We start from the raw sequence: 19,834 nt of genomic DNA on the forward strand, positions 1-19,834 counted from the left end.
TAATGAAAAGTAATTAACGATTGTTCATATAGATAATTATATCTTCATGATCACTTCGATTCTTTCGTATGAATGTACTAAATCTGTTGTCAGGGCTGATAGTTATCCGAAAGGTTTCTAACATTATAATGGCTCATTCCATCAATTATATGCCTTATTTTTTTCTTCTCATCAAATTTTAATGTTACTTTCATGCTTTTTTACAAAAAGAGGTATACCATAAGTTTTATTCACTTAAGCACATTAGAAAAGTTTTTTAACTTATAAAGTTAACAGAAAAAGTGCTTACTATATGTATTAATGGGGAATGGAATAATAATTCTCCATACTTTAATGCAAAAGTTCAATTCAAAGGAGAGATGAAACATGCATTTTCTTCGCATTGCGATGATTGTTTTTAGTTCCATAACTGCAGCGTCTTTATTCGGATTTCAATTTGTAGAAATGGCACATGCTATTATGGATTCAATGTTTTCGAAGCAAAATTAAAGATTACGGGGTAAATTTTGTATATCAAGCTTCTAACATGATAAAATAATCATATCTTTAGGCAGGTTAAAGCAGTTTTGTTGAAATTTCCTTTCATTATAAATCAAATTTCAACATTCCGCTTGTAACATTGCTTATGTAAAATAGAGAGCGTGGTATAATGAAAAAAATTTTGATTATAGAAGACGAAAAAAATTTATCGAGATTTATCGAGTTAGAATTAACATATGAAGGATATAAAACAGAGGTTTGCTCAGATGGTAGAAGCGGTCTTCAAAAGGCACTAGAGGAAGATTGGGATATTATCTTATTAGATTTAATGCTACCTGAATTAAATGGCATTGAAGTATGTAGAAGACTCCGTCAAACAAAAAACACCCCAATATTAATGATAACTGCACGGGATAGCGTTTTAGATCGAGTTTCTGGATTAGATAGTGGCGCAGACGATTATTTGGTTAAGCCATTTGCGATTGAAGAACTGCTTGCTAGATTACGTGCATTATTTCGCCGTATAGAGCCACAAACAAATACTTCCAATCAAATTATGACAAAGTTGACTTATAAAGATATTACACTGGAGGTGGAATCACATATCGCCAAAAAAGGAGAAGAGATTCTGTCCTTAACCAAAAGAGAGTATGATTTGCTTTATATGTTCATGACCAATATTAATATTGTCTTATCAAGAGATATATTATTAGAAAAAATCTGGGGCTATGAATCAGAAGTAGAAACAAACGTAATCGATGTATATGTTAGGTATTTAAGGAATAAGCTTGATCCATCTGGACAAGAAGTATATATCGAAACGGTCAGAGGGATAGGATATGTGATGAGATGAAATGGATAAAAAAAATATCTCTTTTACCTTGGAAATGGAAATTAACGCTTGGATTATCATTTAGTATTTTTTTAACTTATTCTATTTTTTCCTTTTTTGAATTTCACACTGTTTCTTCTTGGTTATTAAATCAGGAAGAAACAGATGTAAAACAAACAATGAATCAAGTTGTTAAACAATTGAACCTGCAAGAAAAGCATCCTACAGACGAAGAAATCACTGCAAATGTCACTTTATTAGAAAAACTCAATAACGATAACCAGCTTATTCGTATTTTAGATAAAAATGGACAAGCCATCCTTGCAGATATGAATGGAGATTTCCCAATTATTGAGCCAAATCAAATATATAATGATGAACAGTTTCATTATATTTCAATTGGAGATCATAATTCATTAGTTTATAGTAAGGAAATTAAGACAAAAGCATTTAATGGCAGAGTAGAAATTATTCGTTCCCTGGAATCCTTAGATAAAGTGAGAGAACACTTATGGTTTGCCATGACAATGTTTGCAATTGCTGCACTAATTATCAGTGCCCTTATTGGTTATTTTATTTCCTATTTATTATTACGACCAATTAATTCGATGACAAAAACAATGAAAAAAATTAAAAACAGTGGTTTTAAGGAAAGGATGCCAGTCTATCCTCAAAAGGACGAAATCGCTGATTTATCTCATATTTTCAATGAGATGATGGATGTGATTGAACAATCCTTTCAGCAGCAAAAACAATTTATTGAAGACGCTTCCCATGAATTGAGAACACCGGTTTCTGTCTTAGAGGGTCATCTTTCCATGCTGAATAGATGGGGGAAGAATAATCAAGATATATTAGAAGAGTCACTCCAAACATCAACTGAAGAAGTTGCTCGACTAAAAAAACTAATTATCAGTTTATTAGACTTATCCAAATTAGAGCAAAATAGAATGGAGTCAGATTTAACGCCAGAGAGGGTAAAGTGGATTTTTGAGCATACTATTCGTGATTTTGTAATGCTTCATGATGATTTTACTTTCGAGGTAAAGCTTGACTCTCTCCATCTTTATGAGGTATCTGAACAACATTTGCAGCAAATAACTACTATATTACTTGATAATGCGGTGAAATATTCTGTACATGAAAAAAATATTTTTCTGCATACGTATGAAACAGGCAACCATTTTATCCTAGAAATTACCGATCATGGAATTGGAATACCGAAAGAACATCTTGAAAAAGTATTTGATCGGTTTTATCGAGTAGATAAAGCTAGGAGTAGAGAACAAGGTGGAACAGGACTTGGATTAGCCATCGCAAAGCAAATTGTAAGCTTATATAATGGGTCAATTGAAATTAAAAGTAAGGTTGGTCAAGGAACAAAAGTAATTGTTCGCTTTAATATATAGTTACTACTAAAGAAAAAGGGGGAAGATGAGCAGGGCGCCGAATATAGCCTGAGCGAAGCGCCTGCAATTTCTTTTGAAGTATTCATATTAAGAGCAACTAACTAAGCCAGACAAACAGATGAAACAATGTTTGTCTGGCTTTTTTATCCAAGTTAATTATATTTCACATTCTTTTCCTTTGTCATGTAAAATTTTATGCTGCATAAGATTACTAGTAAGATTGTTTTTTTTCTGAAGATAAGGCCGATAAAAAATATTTTTAATTTTTTTACCATAAAAATGTGTAAAACTTTTGAAGCTGTAATTAAACCATGATAGAATAGAAATGTAAACGTTTTAAAAAAGTTTTTTCACTACAAGGTGTAAAGCGCAATAACAAAGGGAAGATAAAAATGATAATTAAAGTGGTGGAGGGAAATTTTCATGGAGAAGCCATCTGATGGTACAGTCTCATACCAACCAAGATTTTATGGGCCGAATTTAGGGCTTGTAATGGAGCTTTATGAGAAATACGTTCAAGATCCAAATTCAGTTGATGAAGAAATGAAAAGGCATTTTGATCAATGGGGACCCCCGATTGATAATCAAGAGAAAACTAACACGAATCATTTATCTCTACAATCCGAAGTTCAAGTTGAAAAAATTATTGCAGCAGTAACATTAGTGAATAAGATAAGAGCCTATGGACATTTGGCGGCTGATATTTATCCATTAAAGGATCATAAGAGAGAGTATGAGTTATTTGATTTAGCTCGTTTTGATTTAACGAAAGAAGATTTAGAAAAGATTCCAGCCCGTTTAATTTGTCCAGATGCTCCTAACCATATATCAAATGGCTATGAAGCGGTTCAATATTTAAAAGAAATTTATACAAAGACCATTGCATTTGAATACTATCATGTTAATGATATTAAAGAAAAAAACTGGCTGCAGTCTAAAGTAGAATCAGGGAGCTTAAAACCAGCATGTCATAGAGAGTTAAAAAGAAAGCTTCTAAAAAGGGTAATAGAAGTAGAAGAATTTGAAAGTTTTTTACATAGAACATATGTCGGTCAAAAGAGATTTTCGATTGAAGGTCTTGATACAATGGTCCCGATGATAGATAAGATTATATCTGAATCAGTAGTAAATGGTGCTCAAAATATTAATATAGGAATGGCGCATAGAGGGCGATTAAATGTGTTAGCACATGTATTAGAAAAGCCTTATGAAATGATATTTGCAGAATTTCAGCATGCTCCTAATAAACAGTTGGTACCATCTGAAGGGTCCATAGGTATTAGCTTTGGCTGGACTGGGGATGTAAAATACCATTTAGGCTTAGATCGACAAATTAAATCAAATAATGTTTCAAATGTTCGGCTGACTCTTGCAAATAATCCAAGTCATCTTGAGTTTGTAGGTGCAGTAGTAGAAGGATTTACTAGAGCGTCACAGGATGACAGAACAAAACCTGGGTTTCCAGAGGAAGATTCTACTAAATCACTAGCTATTCTAATCCACGGAGATGCTGCTTTTCCTGGGCAAGGAATTGTTTCGGAGACTTTAAATTTAACAGGATTAAAGGGTTATCGAACAGGTGGAACGATCCATATTATTGCTAACAATACAATTGGATTTACAACAGAATCTAGTGATTCGAGATCTACTAGATATGCTAGTGATCTTGCAAAAGGATTTGAGATTCCAATAATCCATGTTAATGCAGATGATCCAGAAGCATGTATAAAAGCTGCAAAACTAGCTATCGAATACAGAGAGAAGTTTAAGAAGGACTTTTTAATCGATTTAATTGGCTATAGAAGATATGGTCATAATGAAATGGATGAACCAATGACGACAAATCCATTAATGTACAAGTTAATTCACGAACATCCAACCATTACTAAGCTGTACGGGGAAAAGCTAGTTGCGGAGGATGTGATAAAAGAAGAAGAAATCCAAGCTTTGAAAGAAGAAGTTACAAGAAAACTTAAAGAAGCACATGATAGAGTACCGAAGAAAAATGAAGATCCGGTTATTACTAATCCGCCTAATTCTGTGGAGCGACAATTGCCGAATGTTAATACGGCTGTTCCGATTGATCAATTAAAACATATAAATAATGAGTTGCTTTCCTATCCATCTCAATTTCAAGTTTTTGATAAATTAGGAAAAGTTTTAAAGCGGAGAAATGCTGCATTGGAAGGGGAAGGTAAAATCGATTGGTCTTTAGCGGAAACATTGGCTTTTGCAACGATTTTAGAAGACGGAACACCAATCCGACTTTCTGGGCAGGATTCGGAACGTGGTACGTTTGCTCATCGTAATATTATTTTACATGACTATGTAACTGGCAACCAGTATTCACCTTTACATACCTTATCTAAAGCGAAAGCATCATTTGCTGTTCATAACAGTCCGTTGTCTGAAGGTTCTGTATTAGGATTTGAGTACGGTTACAATGTTCATGCTCCCGAAACACTTGTGTTATGGGAAGCGCAATTTGGTGATTTTGCTAATGCAGCACAAGTAATGTTTGACCAATTTATTGCAGCTGGCAGAGCGAAATGGGGACAAAAATCTGGTTTAGTTATGCTTTTGCCACATGGTTATGAAGGACAGGGACCAGAGCATTCAAGTGCAAGATTGGAGCGATTCTTAATTTTAGCAGCTGAAAATAACTGGACTGTTGCAAACTTATCATCATCTGCTCAGTACTTTCATATTTTAAGAAGACAGGCAGCAATTTTAAACAAAGAAGAAGTACGACCTTTAGTTATTATGACACCAAAAAGCTTACTGCGTAATGCTGATGTTGCTTCTAATGGATTAGAATTCAGTGAAGGTGCTTTTCATTCTGTTTTGGAAGTAGATAATACTGGTGAAAATGACAATGTTGTTACACGCATAGTTCTATCTACAGGTAAAATTTCGATTGACTTATATCAAGCACACAAAAAGCTTGAAAATGGAGAAGCAATCCATCTTGCAAGAGTTGAAGAAATTTATCCTTTCCCAGAAGAGAGGCTAACAGAAATTATTCAACGCTATCCAAATTTAAAAGAGGTAGTATGGGTGCAAGAAGAACCAAAGAATATGGGAGCATGGAGCTTTATGGAACCAAGAATTAGAAAGCTAATTTCCAATTCTATTTCCTTACAATATGTTGGTAGAAGAAGAAGATCTAGTCCTGCTGAAGGGGATCCAATTGTTCATCGTAAAGATCAAGCAAGAATCATAAATGAAGCATTGACTATGGAATGAATTGAGGGGGAAAATTAAAATGGCAGAGATTAAGGTACCAGAATTAGCTGAATCAATCACCGAAGGAACTGTAGCGCAATGGTTAAAGAAAACAGGGGAATATGTGGAAAAGGGCGACTATATTGTTGAATTGGAAACAGATAAAGTAAATGTGGAAATTATATCAGAAGAAAGTGGAATCATTCAAGAATTAAAAGCAAATGAAGGAGATACTGTTCAAGTTGGTGAAACAATTGCGATAGTAAATGCAGAAGGAGCTGCTGAAGAACCACAGACAGCAGAAGAAAAAAAAGTTGAAAAGGTTGAACCAGAAACTCCAAGTGCAGAAGAGCCAAAAGAACAAAAAGAAGAACTAGTTAATAAACAACATCCAATTGCTTCACCTGCTGCTCGCAAGCTGGCAAGAGAGCGAGGAATCGATTTAACAGCAGTCCAAACGAATGATCCATTAGGAAGAGTAAGAGCCCAAGATGTTGCAGCACATGATCAAAAGGCGGCTTCATCAGTTTCACCACAGTCAGCCCAAACGCCGAAAGTGGAAAAGGAAGCACCTGCTGTAGAATCAGATAATCGAGTGGAAAGAGTGAGAATGACAAGAAGAAGACAAACGATCGCTAATCGATTATTAGAGGTTAAACAAAATACGGCAATGCTAACTACTTTTAATGAAGTTGATATGACTAATATTATGGCATTAAGAAATCGTAGAAAAGATGCATTTCAAAAAGAGAATGATGTGAAGCTGGGCTTTATGTCTTTCTTTACAAAAGCTGTCGTAGCAGCTCTAAAGAAAGCACCATTATTAAATGCTGAAATCCAAGGTGACCAAATTGTCTTAAAAAAATATTATGATATTGGTATTGCTGTATCAACAGATGAAGGGCTTGTGGTACCAGTCTTAAGAGATGCTGACCGTAAAAACTTCGCTGAAATAGAAAGTGAAATATTAGACTTTGCAAGTAAAGCAAGAAGTAACAAACTATCTTTAAGCGATTTACAGGGTGGGACATTTACTATTACAAACGGCGGTGTTTTTGGCTCCTTGTTATCTACTCCAATTCTTAATGGACCGCAGGTCGGTATACTTGGAATGCATAAAATCCAGCTGCGACCTGTAGCGATCGATGCAGAGAAAATGGAAAATCGACCAATGATGTATTTGGCTCTTTCTTATGATCACCGTATCATTGATGGGAAAGAAGCAGTTACATTCCTAGCAAGAATAAAAGATCTACTAGAAGATCCTGAGTCCCTATTGTTTGAAGCTTAATTACTTTGCTAAATATAGATACAGGGAGTTTCTACTACCGGAAACTCCCTGTATCTTTTTATAATAGAATAGTATTTGAAATCGCACAAAAAGTGTTGATTCGAACCAATAGCTAAGGAGTTTTCTGGATGAGAAACATGTCTAGGAGGCTTTGCTAAAAGAAGAAATAAATCATTATATGGTAGAAAATTTCCCGTGTCTGACAGAAGAAGCTTGGTACATGGAAAATTATACGATGGAAACATTGATTATCCATTTTTAATATTAGCTGATCATAAAAAGTGTATGGAGAACTATATGCTGTACCATTTGCGGATTTGTTGATTTTAGATGGATTTGCTGACCATTACCAAAACGGCATTGATAATTTATATGTTCGAAAGATCGTTACTGTTCATCAAAAAGAAATTACTGGGGAGGTATTTACTTATGTTTGCAATAAACCAGAAATGCTCAAAAAGGAAATTACAGGAGGCAGATGAAGAGCATATCGAAACAAAAATTAAATATAATGTTACACTAATATAATATTTTTTGGGGTTTAAGGGACAGTTTAGCTGTGGTATAGAATAGTAACTACATCTTAGAAAGAAGGTCATAAAATGTATATTCAAGAACATAAAAACTTTTATGTCATCAAATATAATCATACATCGTATTATGCATTGGATTTCAAACGCTTGGATTGGATTAATGGCAAATGCTACATGACTTTTTTACAAGTAGATACAGGAAAATGGTTTACATTTGAAAGAAATAAGATAATGTGGATGGAAAAGGAACTACAGAATTTAGTTTCATAATGAGAATCTATTGCACTATGTATCGGTTTCCCTTTATACTAGGATAGTACTAGAATGAAAGGAGCAATAAAATGATACATGAAAACTGGGAAAAGAAACCATCTGTTAAAAAAGTAAAATGTATACATACCGATGCAAACAAATACATTGTTAATAGAGTGTTAACAGTAGGGAAAGAGTATGAAGTAAAGAACGAGACAGAGGAATTTTACTTTGTTGTAGATAACTCTGGTAAAATTGGCGGTTTTTACAAAGACTATTTTCAAACAATATAAGAATATAAGATGTCTTTTATGATAGAAAAGTTATGGATCTTTAGTGGATGAATGGATTAATAGAAATCCTTTGATGATCATAACGATTCTTTTCATTAGACATCTTTTTTTATTATAATTATAATTCTGATTTGATATTATTGAATTGTTAAGGGAATGAATAATAATGAACTATATATTTGTTGGGATTGGCGGTGTGATTGGGAGCATTTTGCGGTATATTGTAGGACAAATTCCTTTTGTCTATGATTTTCCCTTGCAAACATTGGGAATAAATATTGCTGGTTCCTTTATGCTAGGATGGTTTACAAGTGCCATTATAAAAAGACAAAAGCTAAAATCAGAGTATGCCGCAGCCATTGGAACAGGCATGATTGGTTCTTTTACTACCTTATCAACTTTCAGTATGGATACAGTCCATTTGTTAATTGATGGTAGTGATCTGCTCGCTATTTGTTACGTTGTTGGTAGTGCTGTTTTCGGAATTAGCTTTGCGTATGTAGGAATGAAAATTGGAGAAAGAAAGTGGAGCAAATCAAATGGTTAGTAATCTTTTATTGATTGGAGTTGGCGGTTTTATTGGCGCTATTTCTCGTTACTTTTTTATAAATGAACTAAAAAAAATAATGGAAGCTTCTATCCCAATCCCGACTATGATTGTCAATATAGGCGGGTCGTTTCTACTTGGATTAATCGTTGGAATGGATGTGACCGCCAGTGTTTATTTTATTTTAGCAATTGGCTTTTTAGGAGCATTTACAACCTTCTCTACTTTTGCTGTTGAGGCAGTAACATTATATCGAGAAAAGAGAAGAATGGGGTTATATATATATATATTAGGGACATTCTTAGGGGGAATTTTATTCTGTTTTGCAGGGTGGAACGTTGGTCTCCATTTATAAAAGAAACATTTATTATCTAAAAAAAGGACAAATTTCACGCGTGGCTTAATGCTTTATCACGTAAAATTTGTCCTTTATTACTTATTTGTCTGTAGCTACCTTTGTATTACTAGGTTGAGGTGGATATAGTTTTCTTCCGATTAAAGACTGGAAGATAAGGAAAGTTCCACCGACTGTCCAATATAGTGGTAGAGCTGCTGGAGCATTTAAAGACACTATTACAATCATAATAGGAGAAATCAATCCTATTTTACTCATTTGCTTTTGTTGTTCTTGTGTCATGGTACTTTGCGATACTCTAAATTGTAAATAATAAACAATACCTGCTAACGCGGTTAGAATTAAATCTGACTGTCCTAAATTAAACCATAAAAAGGAGTGGCTAGCTATTTCTTGAGAACCACGTATTGCATAATAGAATCCCATTAAAATCGGCATTTGAATCAGCATTGGTAAACATCCAATATTAAGTGGGTTAATATTATTTTTTTTGTAAAGATCCATCATTTCCATTTGCAGTTTTTGCTGTTCTTTTTGATCTTTAGTGGCCTTAATCTTTTTCTGAATTGCTTCCATTTCAGGTTTAATTGTATCCATTTTTGATTTCATTAATTGTTGTTTTTTATATTGCTTCAGCATTAAAGGCATTAAGACAAGTCGAATTACTAAAGTGATCAGAATAATCGCAAGGCCGTAGCTTCCAGCAAATACATCTGCTGTTCCGTGAATAATTGCCGTGAATGGTTCAACAAATATTTTATGGAAAAACCCATCATTATTTCCACTTGCTGATGAGGAACAAGCACTCAGTAGAATAGTTGATAAACCTAATAGCATGATTAGTAATGTATTTTTTGATAATTTTTTCATTGTAATTCCTCCAAATTGTTAATTAAATACTAGCTAACAAAGGAGGTAATTGGTTTCTCTGGATCATCATGTGAACTCTCTATTCTTTTACGGATATTTTTAACAATCCAGTGCAAAATAGGAGTATTATATTTTTGAACATTCATATTTATCGTTGTAATGGAAACATCTAATGACAACCTTTGATCTGTTGCAAAGAATTCTTGCTGAACCGTTGTCTTAATGTTCCAATCCCATAAATATTTCAGTACTAGACCTACTAAAAATGTATAGTAAACCGTTTGATAACTAGGAAAAAACGTTAAGTCTAATAATAAATCAATCATTTATACACCTCATTATTAGTGAACAAATAAAATTATATCGAAACTAGGGCTGAAAAGCAATTAACAACTAGAGATAAAGGTCAAGATTACAAATATTAAGTATATTTTATGACATTTTTTAATGCTGAATGATAAAAGATATTACCCTTCAAGAGGTACTATTTGCATAAAATCAGGAATAATTAAGTATTTACAATAGGAAAAAATAAAATGAATGGTATAATAAATGATAGTTTTAATATAATCAAGGTGTTTTCTTATAGGATGTTTTTAATAAGTTCTGTAAAAATTAAGGGGGGATTTAATGAAAGCTCTAATTAATATTGATTACACTTTTGACTTCGTAGAAGGCAATCTACCATGTGGTGAACCAGGCATTGCAATTGAGAATGAAATAGTAAAAATTACGAAGAATTTTATCGATAATGATGATTTAACTGTATTTGCAATTGATTTGCATACATTAAATGATCCATATCATCCAGAATCAAGGCTATTTCCACCTCATAATATTGCTGAATCAAGAGGAAGAGATTTATATGGAACACTTCAAAAGACTTATGAAGATCACAAAGATTTAACCAATGTGTATTGGATGGATAAAACTAGATACAGTGCTTTTGCAGGCACCGATTTACATATAAAATTGCAAGAGAGATCCATCAAAGATATTTATCTAGTTGGCGTTTGTACAGATATATGTGTGCTACATACTGCTGTAGATGCTTATAATCTTGGTTATAATATTCATATATATGAAAATGCCGTTGCTTCATTTAATGAAATTGGCCATCAATGGGCATTGGAACATTTTAAAAATGTACTAGGGGCTACTATCCTTTAGTCGTTTAGGGGTTGCAGGAGGACTATAATGAGTTTTAATTTTAAAGATGACAGTTTAATGTTACATACGGACTTATATCAAATTAATATGGCTGAAACTTACTGGGAGGATGGCATTGCTGAAAAGAATGCTGTTTTTGAAGTGTATTTTAGAAAATTACCTTTTAATAATGGCTATGCTGTTTTCGCTGGTTTAGAGCGAGTGATTCAATATCTAGAGAATCTGCAATTTTCTGAAGGGGATATTGAGTATTTAAGACAAGAAGGCTTTAAAGAAGACTTCCTAGCTTATTTGAAAGATCTGCATTTTACTGGAAGTCTACGGTCAGCAGCAGAAGGAGAAGTGGTTTTCGCAAATGAACCATTAATGAGAATTGAAGCACCACTTGCGCAAGCACAAATTGTCGAAACGGCCATCTTAAACATTGTGAATTACCAAACATTAATTGCAACGAAAGCTTCCAGAATTAAAAATGTTATTGGTGATGGAATCGTAATGGAGTTTGGAAGTAGACGTGCACATGAACTAGATGCAGCACTATGGGGAACAAGAGCTGCTTTTATCGGTGGTTTTAATTCCACCTCAAATGTCAGAGCGGGTAAATTATTCGGTATTCCGATTTCTGGAACGCATGCTCATTCTATGATTCAAGCCTATCATGATGAGTATATAGCTTTTCATAAATATGCGCGAAGACATAAGGAGTGCGTTTTTTTGGTAGACACATATGATACTTTGCGATCAGGCGTCCCTAATGCTATTCGTGTTGCAAAGGAATTAGGCGATAGCATAAACTTTCGAGGGATTCGCTTGGATAGCGGTGATTTAGCTTATTTATCAAAAGAAGCAAGAAAAATGCTAGATGAAGCAGGTTTCTATGATACAAAAATAGTTGCAAGTAATGATCTAGATGAATACACGATAATTAACTTAAAAGCACAAGGGGCAAAAATAGATATTTGGGGAATAGGAACCAAATTAATTACAGCATATGATCAGCCAGCACTTGGGGGCGTATATAAGCTTGTATCTATTGAAGATGAAGAAGGCAACATGCAAGATACGATTAAAATTAGCGGGAATCCAGAAAAAGTGACTACACCTGGGTTAAAAAGGGTATATCGAATTATAAATGATATAAATGGTAAATCAGAAGGGGATTATATTTGTTTAGAATCCGAACATCCTGAAAACGAAGAACGCTTAAAGATGTTTCATCCAACCCATACGTATATAAGCAAATTTGTGACTAATTTTACTGCAGTAGATATCCATCAAGATATTTTTAAGGATGGTAAGTTAATATATGCAACCCCTGATATCATGAGCATTCAAAAGTACTCAGAGCAAAGCTTAGAAATACTTTGGGATGAATATAAGCGTTCCTTAAATCCTGAGGAATATCCTGTAGATTTAAGCCCATTATGCTGGGAAAATAAAATGAGTCATATAGAAAAGGTCAAAGTATCTATTCAAAATCGCAAATGAGGAGGAAATAGCATGCGAGATTTACAAGAAAGAATTATGAAGGATTTAAATGTACAACCTGAAATTAATCCAAAACAAGAAATTGAAAAAAGAGTTCAATTTTTAAAGGATTACGCTAAAAAAGCGAAAGCAAAAGGATTTGTTTTGGGAATTAGTGGTGGCCAAGATTCATCTTTAGCAGGAAGACTGGCACAATTAGCAGTAGAAGAATTACGTGCAGAAGGCTATAATGCAACTTTTGTAGCTGTAAGATTGCCATATGGAGTTCAAGCAGATGAAGTAGATGCAAAACGTGCATTGGAATTTATAAAAGCGGATAAGGAATATGTATTTAATATTAAAAATCCTGTTGACGACGTGAAAACTGTTTATGATGACATGAGTGACACGCCATTAGCTGATTATCATAAGGGAAATGTAAAAGCTAGAATGCGAATGATTGCACAATATGCAATTGGCGGACAAGAAAATTTACTAGTGATAGGTACTGATCATGCTGCCGAAGCTGTTACAGGATTCTTTACAAAGTATGGAGATGGCGGTGCGGATGTTCTACCATTAACAGGATTATCAAAAAGACAAGGAAAACAATTATTAAAAGAGTTGAATGCAGAAGAGGCTCTTTATTTGAAAGTGCCAACTGCCGATTTATTAGATAATAAACCAGGGCAAGCAGATGAAACCGAACTTGGTATTACTTATGACCAATTAGATGATTATTTAGAAGGAAAAGAAGTTACACAAGATGTGGCAGAGAAGATTGAAGCTCGGTACTTATTGACAGAGCATAAGAGACAAGTACCTGCATCAATGTTTGATGAATGGTGGAAAGAATAGTAGAAAAGAAAAAGAGACCGATAAATTAATTGTCGGTCTCTTTTTCTTGGCAATTTTCTCTCTTAAATTAATGACACAGCACAAACATGTACCAATAATTAACATACTCTATAATGTAAGTACAAAATATGTAAATGTTGTTTAACAATATTTTGTACGAAAAAAATTATAGGAGGGAAATAAATGATTAAAATTCTAGGTTTAGACGTAGAAGTTACACTCTTAAATATCCCTATATCCTTTGAATCTGAATTATCTGTAGGCTGCAAGAAGAAGTCATGTTGTCCACACAAACCACCAAAACCACCAAAACCGCCATATCCGCCATACCCCCCATACGCTAATCGTGATGCTTAAATAGGAGAATAGCTAGTAAGAGGCATTGATATCACATTGTGAATTAATGCCTCTTATCTATGTTTTTAAATCTTTACATCATTCTATTTAAAATAGCAGTCGCAAAATCAACTGATTCTTGTGTAGGTGGTTCGATGTCTTTTAAAGGATATTCTAATCCGAGCGTCTCCCATTTATATACACCTAACTTATGATAGGGGAGTATATCAATTTTTTCTACATTTTCAAGTTTTGCAATGAAATCACTTAGTCTCGTTAAATCTTCTTCTGTATCATTAATTGTAGGTACTAAAACATGTCTTACCCAAATAGGGATTTTCTTATTTGATAAATAGGTTGCAAAATCTAAAATATGATCATTTCCCATACCAGTTAATTTAATATGTTTTTTACGGTCGATATGTTTTAAATCAAGCAAGACTAAATCAGTATATTGCATTAATTCATCTAATTGTGCTTGGAAAGAAGGGGCTTTTGAGTAACAACCACCAGAAGAGTCAATCGTTGTATGAATACCAAGTTTTTTACACTCTTTAAATAATTCTATTAAAAATGGTATTTGTAATAAAGGTTCCCCGCCACTTACAGTAATACCACCACCAGATGGTTCGATAAAAGGAAGGTATGTTTTTAAATCATTGATAATGTCCATAACAGACATTTGCTTTCCTGTACCAATTTCCCAAGTGTCTGCATTATGACAAAATTGGCAGCGAAGTAAGCAGCCTTGGGTAAACACTACATAGCGAATGCCTGGGCCATCTACTGTTCCAAATGTTTCTATTGAATGTATATTGCCGTTCATGATTATTTTCCTCCTTATAATAAACCCGCAATCCAGTATAGTAGTAGCACTGTAAGAAGAGGGGGAGAGGGAATAAGAAAATCCCTCAGCCCAGTCTTTAAGAATTACATGGATTCATGGAAAGTACGACTAATAACGTCTTGTTGTTGCTCACGAGTTAATTTGATAAAGTTAACTGCATATCCAGATACACGAATAGTTAATTGCGGGTATAATTCTGGATGTTCCATAGCATCTAATAATGTTTCTCTATTAAATACGTTAACATTTAAGTGGTGCCCAGCTTTTGTTGCATAGCCATCTAAAATTGATACTAAGTTATTTGCACGAATATCTTCTTCTTTACCTAAAGCTTTTGGCACAATGGAGAAGGTATTCGAAATACCATCTAATGAATAATCGTAAGGTAACTTAGCAACAGAAGATAGAGATGCTAAAGTTCCTTTTGTATCACGGCCATGCATAGGGTTAGCTCCTGGAGCAAAAGGTTCCCCTGCACGACGGCCGTCTGGAGTATTACCTGTTTTCTTACCATATACAACGTTAGAAGTGATGGTTAAGATAGACATAGTATGCATAGAATTGCGATATGTTTGATGTTTACGTAGTTTTTTCATAAAGCTTTCAACTATCTCAACTGCAATACTATCCACTGCATCATCGTTGTTACCGTATTTAGGGAAATCTCCTTCCATTTCGAAATCTACAGCAAGACCGTTTTCGTCTCTAATAACTTTAACTTTTCCATGTTTTATGGCACTTAATGAGTCTGTAACTACGCTTAATCCTGCAATACCTGTAGCCATTGTCCGAAGAATCTCTGTGTCATGAAGAGCCATTTCAATTCTTTCATAGCTGTATTTGTCATGCATATAATGGATAACATTTAATGTGTTGATATAGAGGCCAGCTAACCATTCCATCATATTATCAAATTTTTCGGTAACCTCTTTATAGTCTAGGTATTCAGAAGTGATTGGTTCAAATTTAGGTCCAACCTGGATTTTTAATTTCTCATCTTTACCACCATTAATTGCATATAATAAACATTTAGCAAGGTTGGCACGAGCTCCAAAGAACTGCATTTGTTTACCAATTTCCATTGCTGATACACAACATGCGATTCCGTAATCATCGCCCCATTGAGGTTTCATAATATCATCATTTTCATATTGGATTGCACTTGTTTGAATCGACATTTGCGCACAGAATTTTTTAAAGTTGTCTGGTAACTGTGTAGACCATAGAACAGTTAAGTTTGGCTCCGGTGCAGGTCCTAAGTTATCTAAAGTATGAAGGAAACGGAAAGAGTTCTTTGTTACTAAAGGTCTACCGTCATTAGCCATACCGCCAATTGATTCGGTTACCCAAGTAGGGTCGCCGCTGAATAATTCATTATAGTCAGGTGTACGAGCAAATTTTACCAGGCGTAACTTCATAATAAAGTGATCCACTATTTCTTGTACTTCTTTTTCTGTTAATGTGCCATTTTCTAAGTCTCTTTCTACATAAATATCTAAGAAGGTAGATACACGCCCTAAGCTCATTGCAGCACCGTTTTGTTCTTTTATTGCTGCAAGGTAGGCAAGATAAACCCATTGGAATGCTTCTTGGGCATTTGCTGCTGGTCGTGATAAATCAAAGCCATAGCTTGCACCTAATTCTTTTAATTCATGTAGAGCACGAATTTGTTCAGAAAGTTCTTCTCTTAATCGGATTGTTTCTTCTGTCATAACAGAACTTGTTGCTTTTTTGTCTTTTTGTTTTTCATTAATTAAGAAATCGACACCATAAAGTGCAACGCGACGATAGTCACCAATAATTCTTCCACGACCATATGCATCAGGAAGACCTGTAATGATTGCAGCTTTTCTAGCTAATCTCATTTCATCTGTATAAGCATCAAAAACTCCTGCGTTATGGGTTTTACGATGTTCAGTAAAGAATTTCACTAATTCTTCATCCGCTTTATAGCCGTATGATTCACAAGCTTGAACAGCCATTCTAATACCGCCGTTAGGTTGGAAAGAGCGTTTGAAAGGTTCATCTGTTTGTACACCGACGATTTTTTCTTTTGTTTTATCTAAATAGCCAGGGCCGTGAGAGGTAATGGTTGATACGATATCAGTATCTAAATCATAAACACCGCCTCGTTCTCTTTCTAGTTTACTTAATTCCATTACTTGTTCCCATAATTGTGTAGTTTCTAATGTAGGACCTGATAAGAAAGCAGAATCTCCATAATATGGTTTAAAGTTTTTCAGGATGAAATCACGAACATTTACTTCTTTCTGCCAAGATCCATTTTTAAAGCCTTCCCAATAATTAGTTGTTTCAACTTTTTCCATTATAATCACCTCATGATTTAATAAAATATATAACAGAAAGCTTTTTTCTTTCTGTTTTAACTATAACAGATAATATGTGAGAACAATCACAATAATTGTGTACATCTTGCGAATTTTCTGTGTCGTATATGTGAACTCTAATAATACCAAGGGTTTATAGAGGTGGTTTTAAAAGGGTAAAAGAAGAAGGTTGGAAAATATCTTTTATATCTGTTATATAAATTTATGATTTTTTCTCTATTCTGTTATACAATAGGGTAAGTATTCATCGTGGAGGAAAGAGAAAGGAAGTGGAGATGTTTTCCTTGTAATAGAATATTGCTATTCATTTTGTCCATACTATTGGAAAGTAATAAAGCTATTTACATAAAAATTTTTGAAAAAAGTTCCGTTTCTTTTCTTCCATATATAAGGTAAGATTAATTTTAGGTCTCTAATACTAGAATTAACATAAGCGAAATGTATGAGGTGTAAATATGTCAATCAGAAAAAAAGAAATCTTGATTAATATAGCGAAGATACTACTGCCGATTGTTATATTTATCATCGTTTTAAGAGAAATTAAAAACATGATTGTATCAGCGGATATAAACCAATTATATGAATATTTACAGACTATCCCATTTCATAGTTTGTTTTACATTGCAATAGGCGGATTCATGGCGACTCTTCCCATGTTTTTTTATGATTTTTTTCTTGTAAGGCATTTAAAGAAGCGTGTTCCAATTGTAGAAGTAGGTAAATATTCATTTATTAGTAATTCTTTTTCAAATTTAATTGGTTTTGGTGGTTTAATTGGTATTGCCTTACGAAATTTCTTTTATAAAAGATATGAAAAAGACCGAAAAAAACTATTTAAAGGGATTGCGGTAGTAACGATATTTTATTTATCTGGTATTAGCTTATTGTCTTGGATTGCTATTCTTTATAGTAGAAGACTGAATTTAATGGAAGATCATTTTTGGATATTTGCAGCCATTATTATAGTAGGATTAATATTTCCAGTGCTCCTCGTAAGTTATCAGAAAGCCAAGCAGCATAACTTTGTCTTTGACCAAAATCAGATAGTTGGTTTGATAATTGTTTCTCTGTTGGAATGGATATTTTTATTTGCATATTTATATTCTATCGCTAGAATAATAGTATTGCCAGTTTCTATTGGGGATTTTTTCTTGCTTTTCTTAGTTGCTGCTTGTACTGGAATAATCAGTATGATACCTGGTGGGATGGGTTCTTTTGAATTAGTATTTTTATGGGGGATTGAATCTTTAGGGATTGAATCAGAACAAATGTTGATAGTCCTATTTTTATATCGGATTGGATATTATCTTCTACCATTTTTATTGGCAGCTTTTTTATTTATAATAGAAATTGGAAAAAACATTAAGAAAAATGCGGCAGCCTATTTAAAGGCTTTTTCAAGTGAATAATCTATATGTTTAGCAATAAAAGTATACTTGAATAATGATAAAAAAATACAGAAGCGTTTCATTTTTGTGACAAAATCCCGATTGACCTTTATTATTCTCAATTATTTGGTACAATAGTCATGGTATTTAAAACATAGAAAATAATAGGTGGGGGAAAATGAAGGAAACGACCATTGTATTTTGTTTCGTATTATTATTATTTTGCTTTCCTGCTATAAGTAATGCTAAAGATAATAAGGAACCTGAACTAATAAGTGAGGCAGCTTTCTTATTAGATAGTGATACTGGAGCGGTATTATATGAAAAGAATGGGTATAAAAAAATGTATCCGGCAAGTTTAACAAAAATAGCGACTGCCATTTATGCGATTGAGCATGGAAAATTAGATGATATTGTTACAGTAAGTGAGAACGCGTATTCAGCGGAAGGGACAAGAGTTTATTTAGAGAAAGGCGAGCAAGTAACACTGAGACATTTACTTGATGGAATGCTAATTAACTCTGGTAATGATGCAGCGATAGCTATTGCTGAATACCTAGATGGTTCTATTAGTAATTTTGAGACAAATATTAACAAGTACTTAAAGGAAAAAGTCAATGTTCATTCCACGCATTTCAAAAATCCAAATGGTTTATTTGATAAAGATCATTACACAACTGCAAACGATTTAGCATTAATCACCCAGTACGCCATGAAAAATGAAACATTTAGAGAAATATTCGGCACAGATGAATTAAAGTGGGATGGTCTGTCTTGGGATACTACATTAGTAAGCCATCATCAAATGGTAAACGGTAGTCGCCCATACGACAAAGTGACTGGCGGGAAAACTGGTTTTGTAGACGAATCAAAACAGACTTTGGCTACTACCGCTGAGAATGGGGAGCTAAGTTTGATTGCTATTATTTTAAAAGGGACATATAAGCAGGATGTATATAATGATACGGAAGAACTAATGGATTATGGCTTTAGTCAATATATGCATAAATTAGTTCCAGGAGGAAAATCATTTTTTGCTAAGGGGACAACTTATGAAACTTCAGATGAAGTTAACATAACGGTTCCACGCACAAAAGGAAAAGAAGAGGTTAGCTCTTCCGGTGTTTTAATGATTAAAAATGAGAACGATGATATTATTCAATCGGTACAATTAGCAAATGCTGAGCCAGCAGAGGAAACGTTTAAAAAGAATATTTCGGATGAAGCAGGAAGAGACGAGAAGAAATCTTCGTTTCCAGGAATAGTTTTCCTTATTCCGTTCGCCATTTATTTCATCTATGTGATAAGAAAAAAGGCAATTAAACGTTAAAAA

19 protein-coding genes are annotated in these 19,834 nt (G+C 33.8%); 15 read left to right on the forward strand and 4 right to left on the reverse strand.

Annotated elements, in window-relative coordinates; all coding sequences use genetic code 11:
• Positions 1 to 366 precede the first annotated feature (366 nt).
• The 10 genes from C2I06_RS25755 (at position 367) to C2I06_RS05865 (ending at position 9,217) form a co-directional block, all read left to right on the forward strand.
• Positions 367 to 489, forward strand: coding sequence for a hypothetical protein (locus tag C2I06_RS25755; protein ID WP_268877103.1), 123 nt, complete (start codon positions 367 to 369; stop codon positions 487 to 489).
• A gap of 160 nt (positions 490 to 649) precedes the next feature.
• A complete protein-coding gene (locus C2I06_RS05830; protein ID WP_123257663.1) occupies positions 650 to 1,333 on the forward strand; it encodes a response regulator transcription factor in 684 nt (227 codons plus the stop codon).
• On the forward strand, positions 1,330 to 2,721 hold the full coding sequence (locus C2I06_RS05835) for a HAMP domain-containing sensor histidine kinase (protein WP_095328739.1): 1,392 nt from the start codon (positions 1,330 to 1,332) through the stop codon (positions 2,719 to 2,721). Before C2I06_RS05830 ends, C2I06_RS05835 begins: the two co-directional genes overlap by 4 nt.
• Before the next feature lie 423 nt (positions 2,722 to 3,144).
• Positions 3,145 to 5,967, forward strand: coding sequence for a 2-oxoglutarate dehydrogenase E1 component (locus C2I06_RS05840; RefSeq protein ID WP_123257664.1), 2,823 nt, complete (start codon positions 3,145 to 3,147; stop codon positions 5,965 to 5,967).
• Positions 5,968 to 5,986: 19 nt separating this feature from the next.
• The gene (gene odhB / locus C2I06_RS05845) at positions 5,987 to 7,237 is read left to right on the forward strand and encodes a 2-oxoglutarate dehydrogenase complex dihydrolipoyllysine-residue succinyltransferase (RefSeq protein ID WP_095328741.1); all 1,251 of its coding nucleotides are present in this window, start codon (positions 5,987 to 5,989) and stop codon (positions 7,235 to 7,237) included.
• Positions 7,238 to 7,518: 281 nt separating this feature from the next.
• On the forward strand, positions 7,519 to 7,719 hold the full coding sequence (locus tag C2I06_RS24910; RefSeq protein WP_164463632.1) for a gamma-glutamylcyclotransferase: 201 nt from the start codon (positions 7,519 to 7,521) through the stop codon (positions 7,717 to 7,719).
• A 120-nt stretch (positions 7,720 to 7,839) separates the two neighbouring features.
• Complete coding sequence (locus C2I06_RS05850; RefSeq protein WP_095328742.1) at positions 7,840 to 8,040, forward strand: hypothetical protein; 201 nt, start codon at positions 7,840 to 7,842, stop codon at positions 8,038 to 8,040.
• A gap of 71 nt (positions 8,041 to 8,111) precedes the next feature.
• Positions 8,112 to 8,315 (forward strand): DUF6501 family protein, encoded by a 204-nt coding sequence (locus C2I06_RS05855; RefSeq protein WP_095328743.1) that lies wholly within the window; start codon positions 8,112 to 8,114, stop codon positions 8,313 to 8,315.
• Positions 8,316 to 8,481: 166 nt separating this feature from the next.
• Positions 8,482 to 8,862 (forward strand): fluoride efflux transporter FluC, encoded by a 381-nt coding sequence (locus tag C2I06_RS05860; protein ID WP_123257665.1) that lies wholly within the window; start codon positions 8,482 to 8,484, stop codon positions 8,860 to 8,862.
• Complete coding sequence (locus tag C2I06_RS05865) at positions 8,855 to 9,217, forward strand: fluoride efflux transporter FluC (RefSeq protein ID WP_095328745.1); 363 nt, start codon at positions 8,855 to 8,857, stop codon at positions 9,215 to 9,217. Before C2I06_RS05860 ends, C2I06_RS05865 begins: the two co-directional genes overlap by 8 nt.
• An 81-nt stretch (positions 9,218 to 9,298) precedes the next feature.
• Here the strand turns inward: C2I06_RS05865 and yidC are convergent, their stop codons facing one another.
• Together yidC and C2I06_RS05875 are read right to left on the reverse strand one after the other, a co-directional pair.
• Positions 9,299 to 10,087: a membrane protein insertase YidC gene (gene yidC, locus C2I06_RS05870; RefSeq protein WP_095328746.1), complete on the reverse strand. Its 789-nt coding sequence runs from the start codon at positions 10,085 to 10,087 to the stop codon at positions 9,299 to 9,301.
• Between the two features lie 29 nt (positions 10,088 to 10,116).
• On the reverse strand, positions 10,117 to 10,413 hold the full coding sequence (locus tag C2I06_RS05875; RefSeq protein ID WP_095328747.1) for a hypothetical protein: 297 nt from the start codon (positions 10,411 to 10,413) through the stop codon (positions 10,117 to 10,119).
• Positions 10,414 to 10,717: 304 nt separating this feature from the next.
• Here C2I06_RS05875 and C2I06_RS05880 point away from each other — a divergent pair, with 304 nt between their 5' ends.
• Genes C2I06_RS05880 through nadE form a run of 3 tightly spaced genes read left to right on the forward strand, consistent with a single transcriptional unit; the run spans position 10,718 to position 13,582 of the window.
• Positions 10,718 to 11,257: a cysteine hydrolase family protein gene (locus tag C2I06_RS05880; RefSeq protein ID WP_123257666.1), complete on the forward strand. Its 540-nt coding sequence runs from the start codon at positions 10,718 to 10,720 to the stop codon at positions 11,255 to 11,257.
• Positions 11,258 to 11,284: 27 nt separating this feature from the next.
• Positions 11,285 to 12,745, forward strand: a complete 1,461-nt coding sequence (locus C2I06_RS05885; RefSeq protein WP_123257667.1) for a nicotinate phosphoribosyltransferase — start codon at positions 11,285 to 11,287, stop codon at positions 12,743 to 12,745.
• A 12-nt stretch (positions 12,746 to 12,757) separates the two neighbouring features.
• Positions 12,758 to 13,582, forward strand: a complete 825-nt coding sequence (gene nadE / locus C2I06_RS05890; RefSeq protein ID WP_095328750.1) for an ammonia-dependent NAD(+) synthetase — start codon at positions 12,758 to 12,760, stop codon at positions 13,580 to 13,582.
• 430 nt (positions 13,583 to 14,012) lie between these two features.
• On the opposite strand, the gene pflA is transcribed toward nadE, so the two are convergent.
• Together pflA and pflB are read right to left on the reverse strand one after the other, a co-directional pair.
• On the reverse strand, positions 14,013 to 14,744 hold the full coding sequence (gene pflA / locus C2I06_RS05895) for a pyruvate formate-lyase-activating protein (RefSeq protein WP_095328751.1): 732 nt from the start codon (positions 14,742 to 14,744) through the stop codon (positions 14,013 to 14,015).
• A 104-nt stretch (positions 14,745 to 14,848) separates the two neighbouring features.
• On the reverse strand, positions 14,849 to 17,092 hold the full coding sequence (gene pflB / locus C2I06_RS05900) for a formate C-acetyltransferase (RefSeq protein ID WP_095328752.1): 2,244 nt from the start codon (positions 17,090 to 17,092) through the stop codon (positions 14,849 to 14,851).
• Between the two features lie 476 nt (positions 17,093 to 17,568).
• On the opposite strand from pflB, the gene C2I06_RS05905 reads away from it, so the two are divergent.
• Positions 17,569 to 18,522, forward strand: coding sequence for a lysylphosphatidylglycerol synthase domain-containing protein (locus C2I06_RS05905; protein ID WP_123257668.1), 954 nt, complete (start codon positions 17,569 to 17,571; stop codon positions 18,520 to 18,522).
• A gap of 157 nt (positions 18,523 to 18,679) precedes the next feature.
• Complete coding sequence (locus C2I06_RS05910) at positions 18,680 to 19,831, forward strand: D-alanyl-D-alanine carboxypeptidase family protein (RefSeq protein ID WP_095328754.1); 1,152 nt, start codon at positions 18,680 to 18,682, stop codon at positions 19,829 to 19,831.
• Positions 19,832 to 19,834 lie beyond the last annotated feature (3 nt).

Origin of the sequence: Niallia circulans, assembly GCF_003726095.1 — a bacterium.
In the GTDB taxonomy this organism is placed as follows: domain Bacteria; phylum Bacillota; class Bacilli; order Bacillales; family Cytobacillaceae; genus Niallia; species Niallia circulans_A.

What these genes read in the sequence shown, in the direction of transcription:
- C2I06_RS25755 (WP_268877103.1), top strand. Translation starts at nt 367, where the DNA reads ATGCATTTTCTTCGCATTGCGATGATTGTTTTTAGTTCCATAACTGCA.
- C2I06_RS05830 (WP_123257663.1), top strand. Translation starts at nt 650, where the DNA reads ATGAAAAAAATTTTGATTATAGAAGACGAAAAAAATTTATCGAGATTT.
- C2I06_RS05835 (WP_095328739.1), top strand. Translation starts at nt 1,330, where the DNA reads ATGAAATGGATAAAAAAAATATCTCTTTTACCTTGGAAATGGAAATTA.
- C2I06_RS05840 (WP_123257664.1), top strand. Translation starts at nt 3,145, where the DNA reads ATGGAGAAGCCATCTGATGGTACAGTCTCATACCAACCAAGATTTTAT.
- odhB (WP_095328741.1), top strand. Translation starts at nt 5,987, where the DNA reads ATGGCAGAGATTAAGGTACCAGAATTAGCTGAATCAATCACCGAAGGA.
- C2I06_RS05850 (WP_095328742.1), top strand. Translation starts at nt 7,840, where the DNA reads ATGTATATTCAAGAACATAAAAACTTTTATGTCATCAAATATAATCAT.
- C2I06_RS05855 (WP_095328743.1), top strand. Translation starts at nt 8,112, where the DNA reads ATGATACATGAAAACTGGGAAAAGAAACCATCTGTTAAAAAAGTAAAA.
- C2I06_RS05860 (WP_123257665.1), top strand. Translation starts at nt 8,482, where the DNA reads ATGAACTATATATTTGTTGGGATTGGCGGTGTGATTGGGAGCATTTTG.
- C2I06_RS05865 (WP_095328745.1), top strand. Translation starts at nt 8,855, where the DNA reads ATGGTTAGTAATCTTTTATTGATTGGAGTTGGCGGTTTTATTGGCGCT.
- yidC (WP_095328746.1), bottom strand. Translation starts at nt 10,087, where the DNA reads ATGAAAAAATTATCAAAAAATACATTACTAATCATGCTATTAGGTTTA.
- C2I06_RS05875 (WP_095328747.1), bottom strand. Translation starts at nt 10,413, where the DNA reads ATGATTGATTTATTATTAGACTTAACGTTTTTTCCTAGTTATCAAACG.
- C2I06_RS05880 (WP_123257666.1), top strand. Translation starts at nt 10,718, where the DNA reads ATGAAAGCTCTAATTAATATTGATTACACTTTTGACTTCGTAGAAGGC.
- C2I06_RS05885 (WP_123257667.1), top strand. Translation starts at nt 11,285, where the DNA reads ATGAGTTTTAATTTTAAAGATGACAGTTTAATGTTACATACGGACTTA.
- nadE (WP_095328750.1), top strand. Translation starts at nt 12,758, where the DNA reads ATGCGAGATTTACAAGAAAGAATTATGAAGGATTTAAATGTACAACCT.
- pflA (WP_095328751.1), bottom strand. Translation starts at nt 14,744, where the DNA reads ATGAACGGCAATATACATTCAATAGAAACATTTGGAACAGTAGATGGC.
- pflB (WP_095328752.1), bottom strand. Translation starts at nt 17,092, where the DNA reads ATGGAAAAAGTTGAAACAACTAATTATTGGGAAGGCTTTAAAAATGGA.
- C2I06_RS05905 (WP_123257668.1), top strand. Translation starts at nt 17,569, where the DNA reads ATGTCAATCAGAAAAAAAGAAATCTTGATTAATATAGCGAAGATACTA.
- C2I06_RS05910 (WP_095328754.1), top strand. Translation starts at nt 18,680, where the DNA reads ATGAAGGAAACGACCATTGTATTTTGTTTCGTATTATTATTATTTTGC.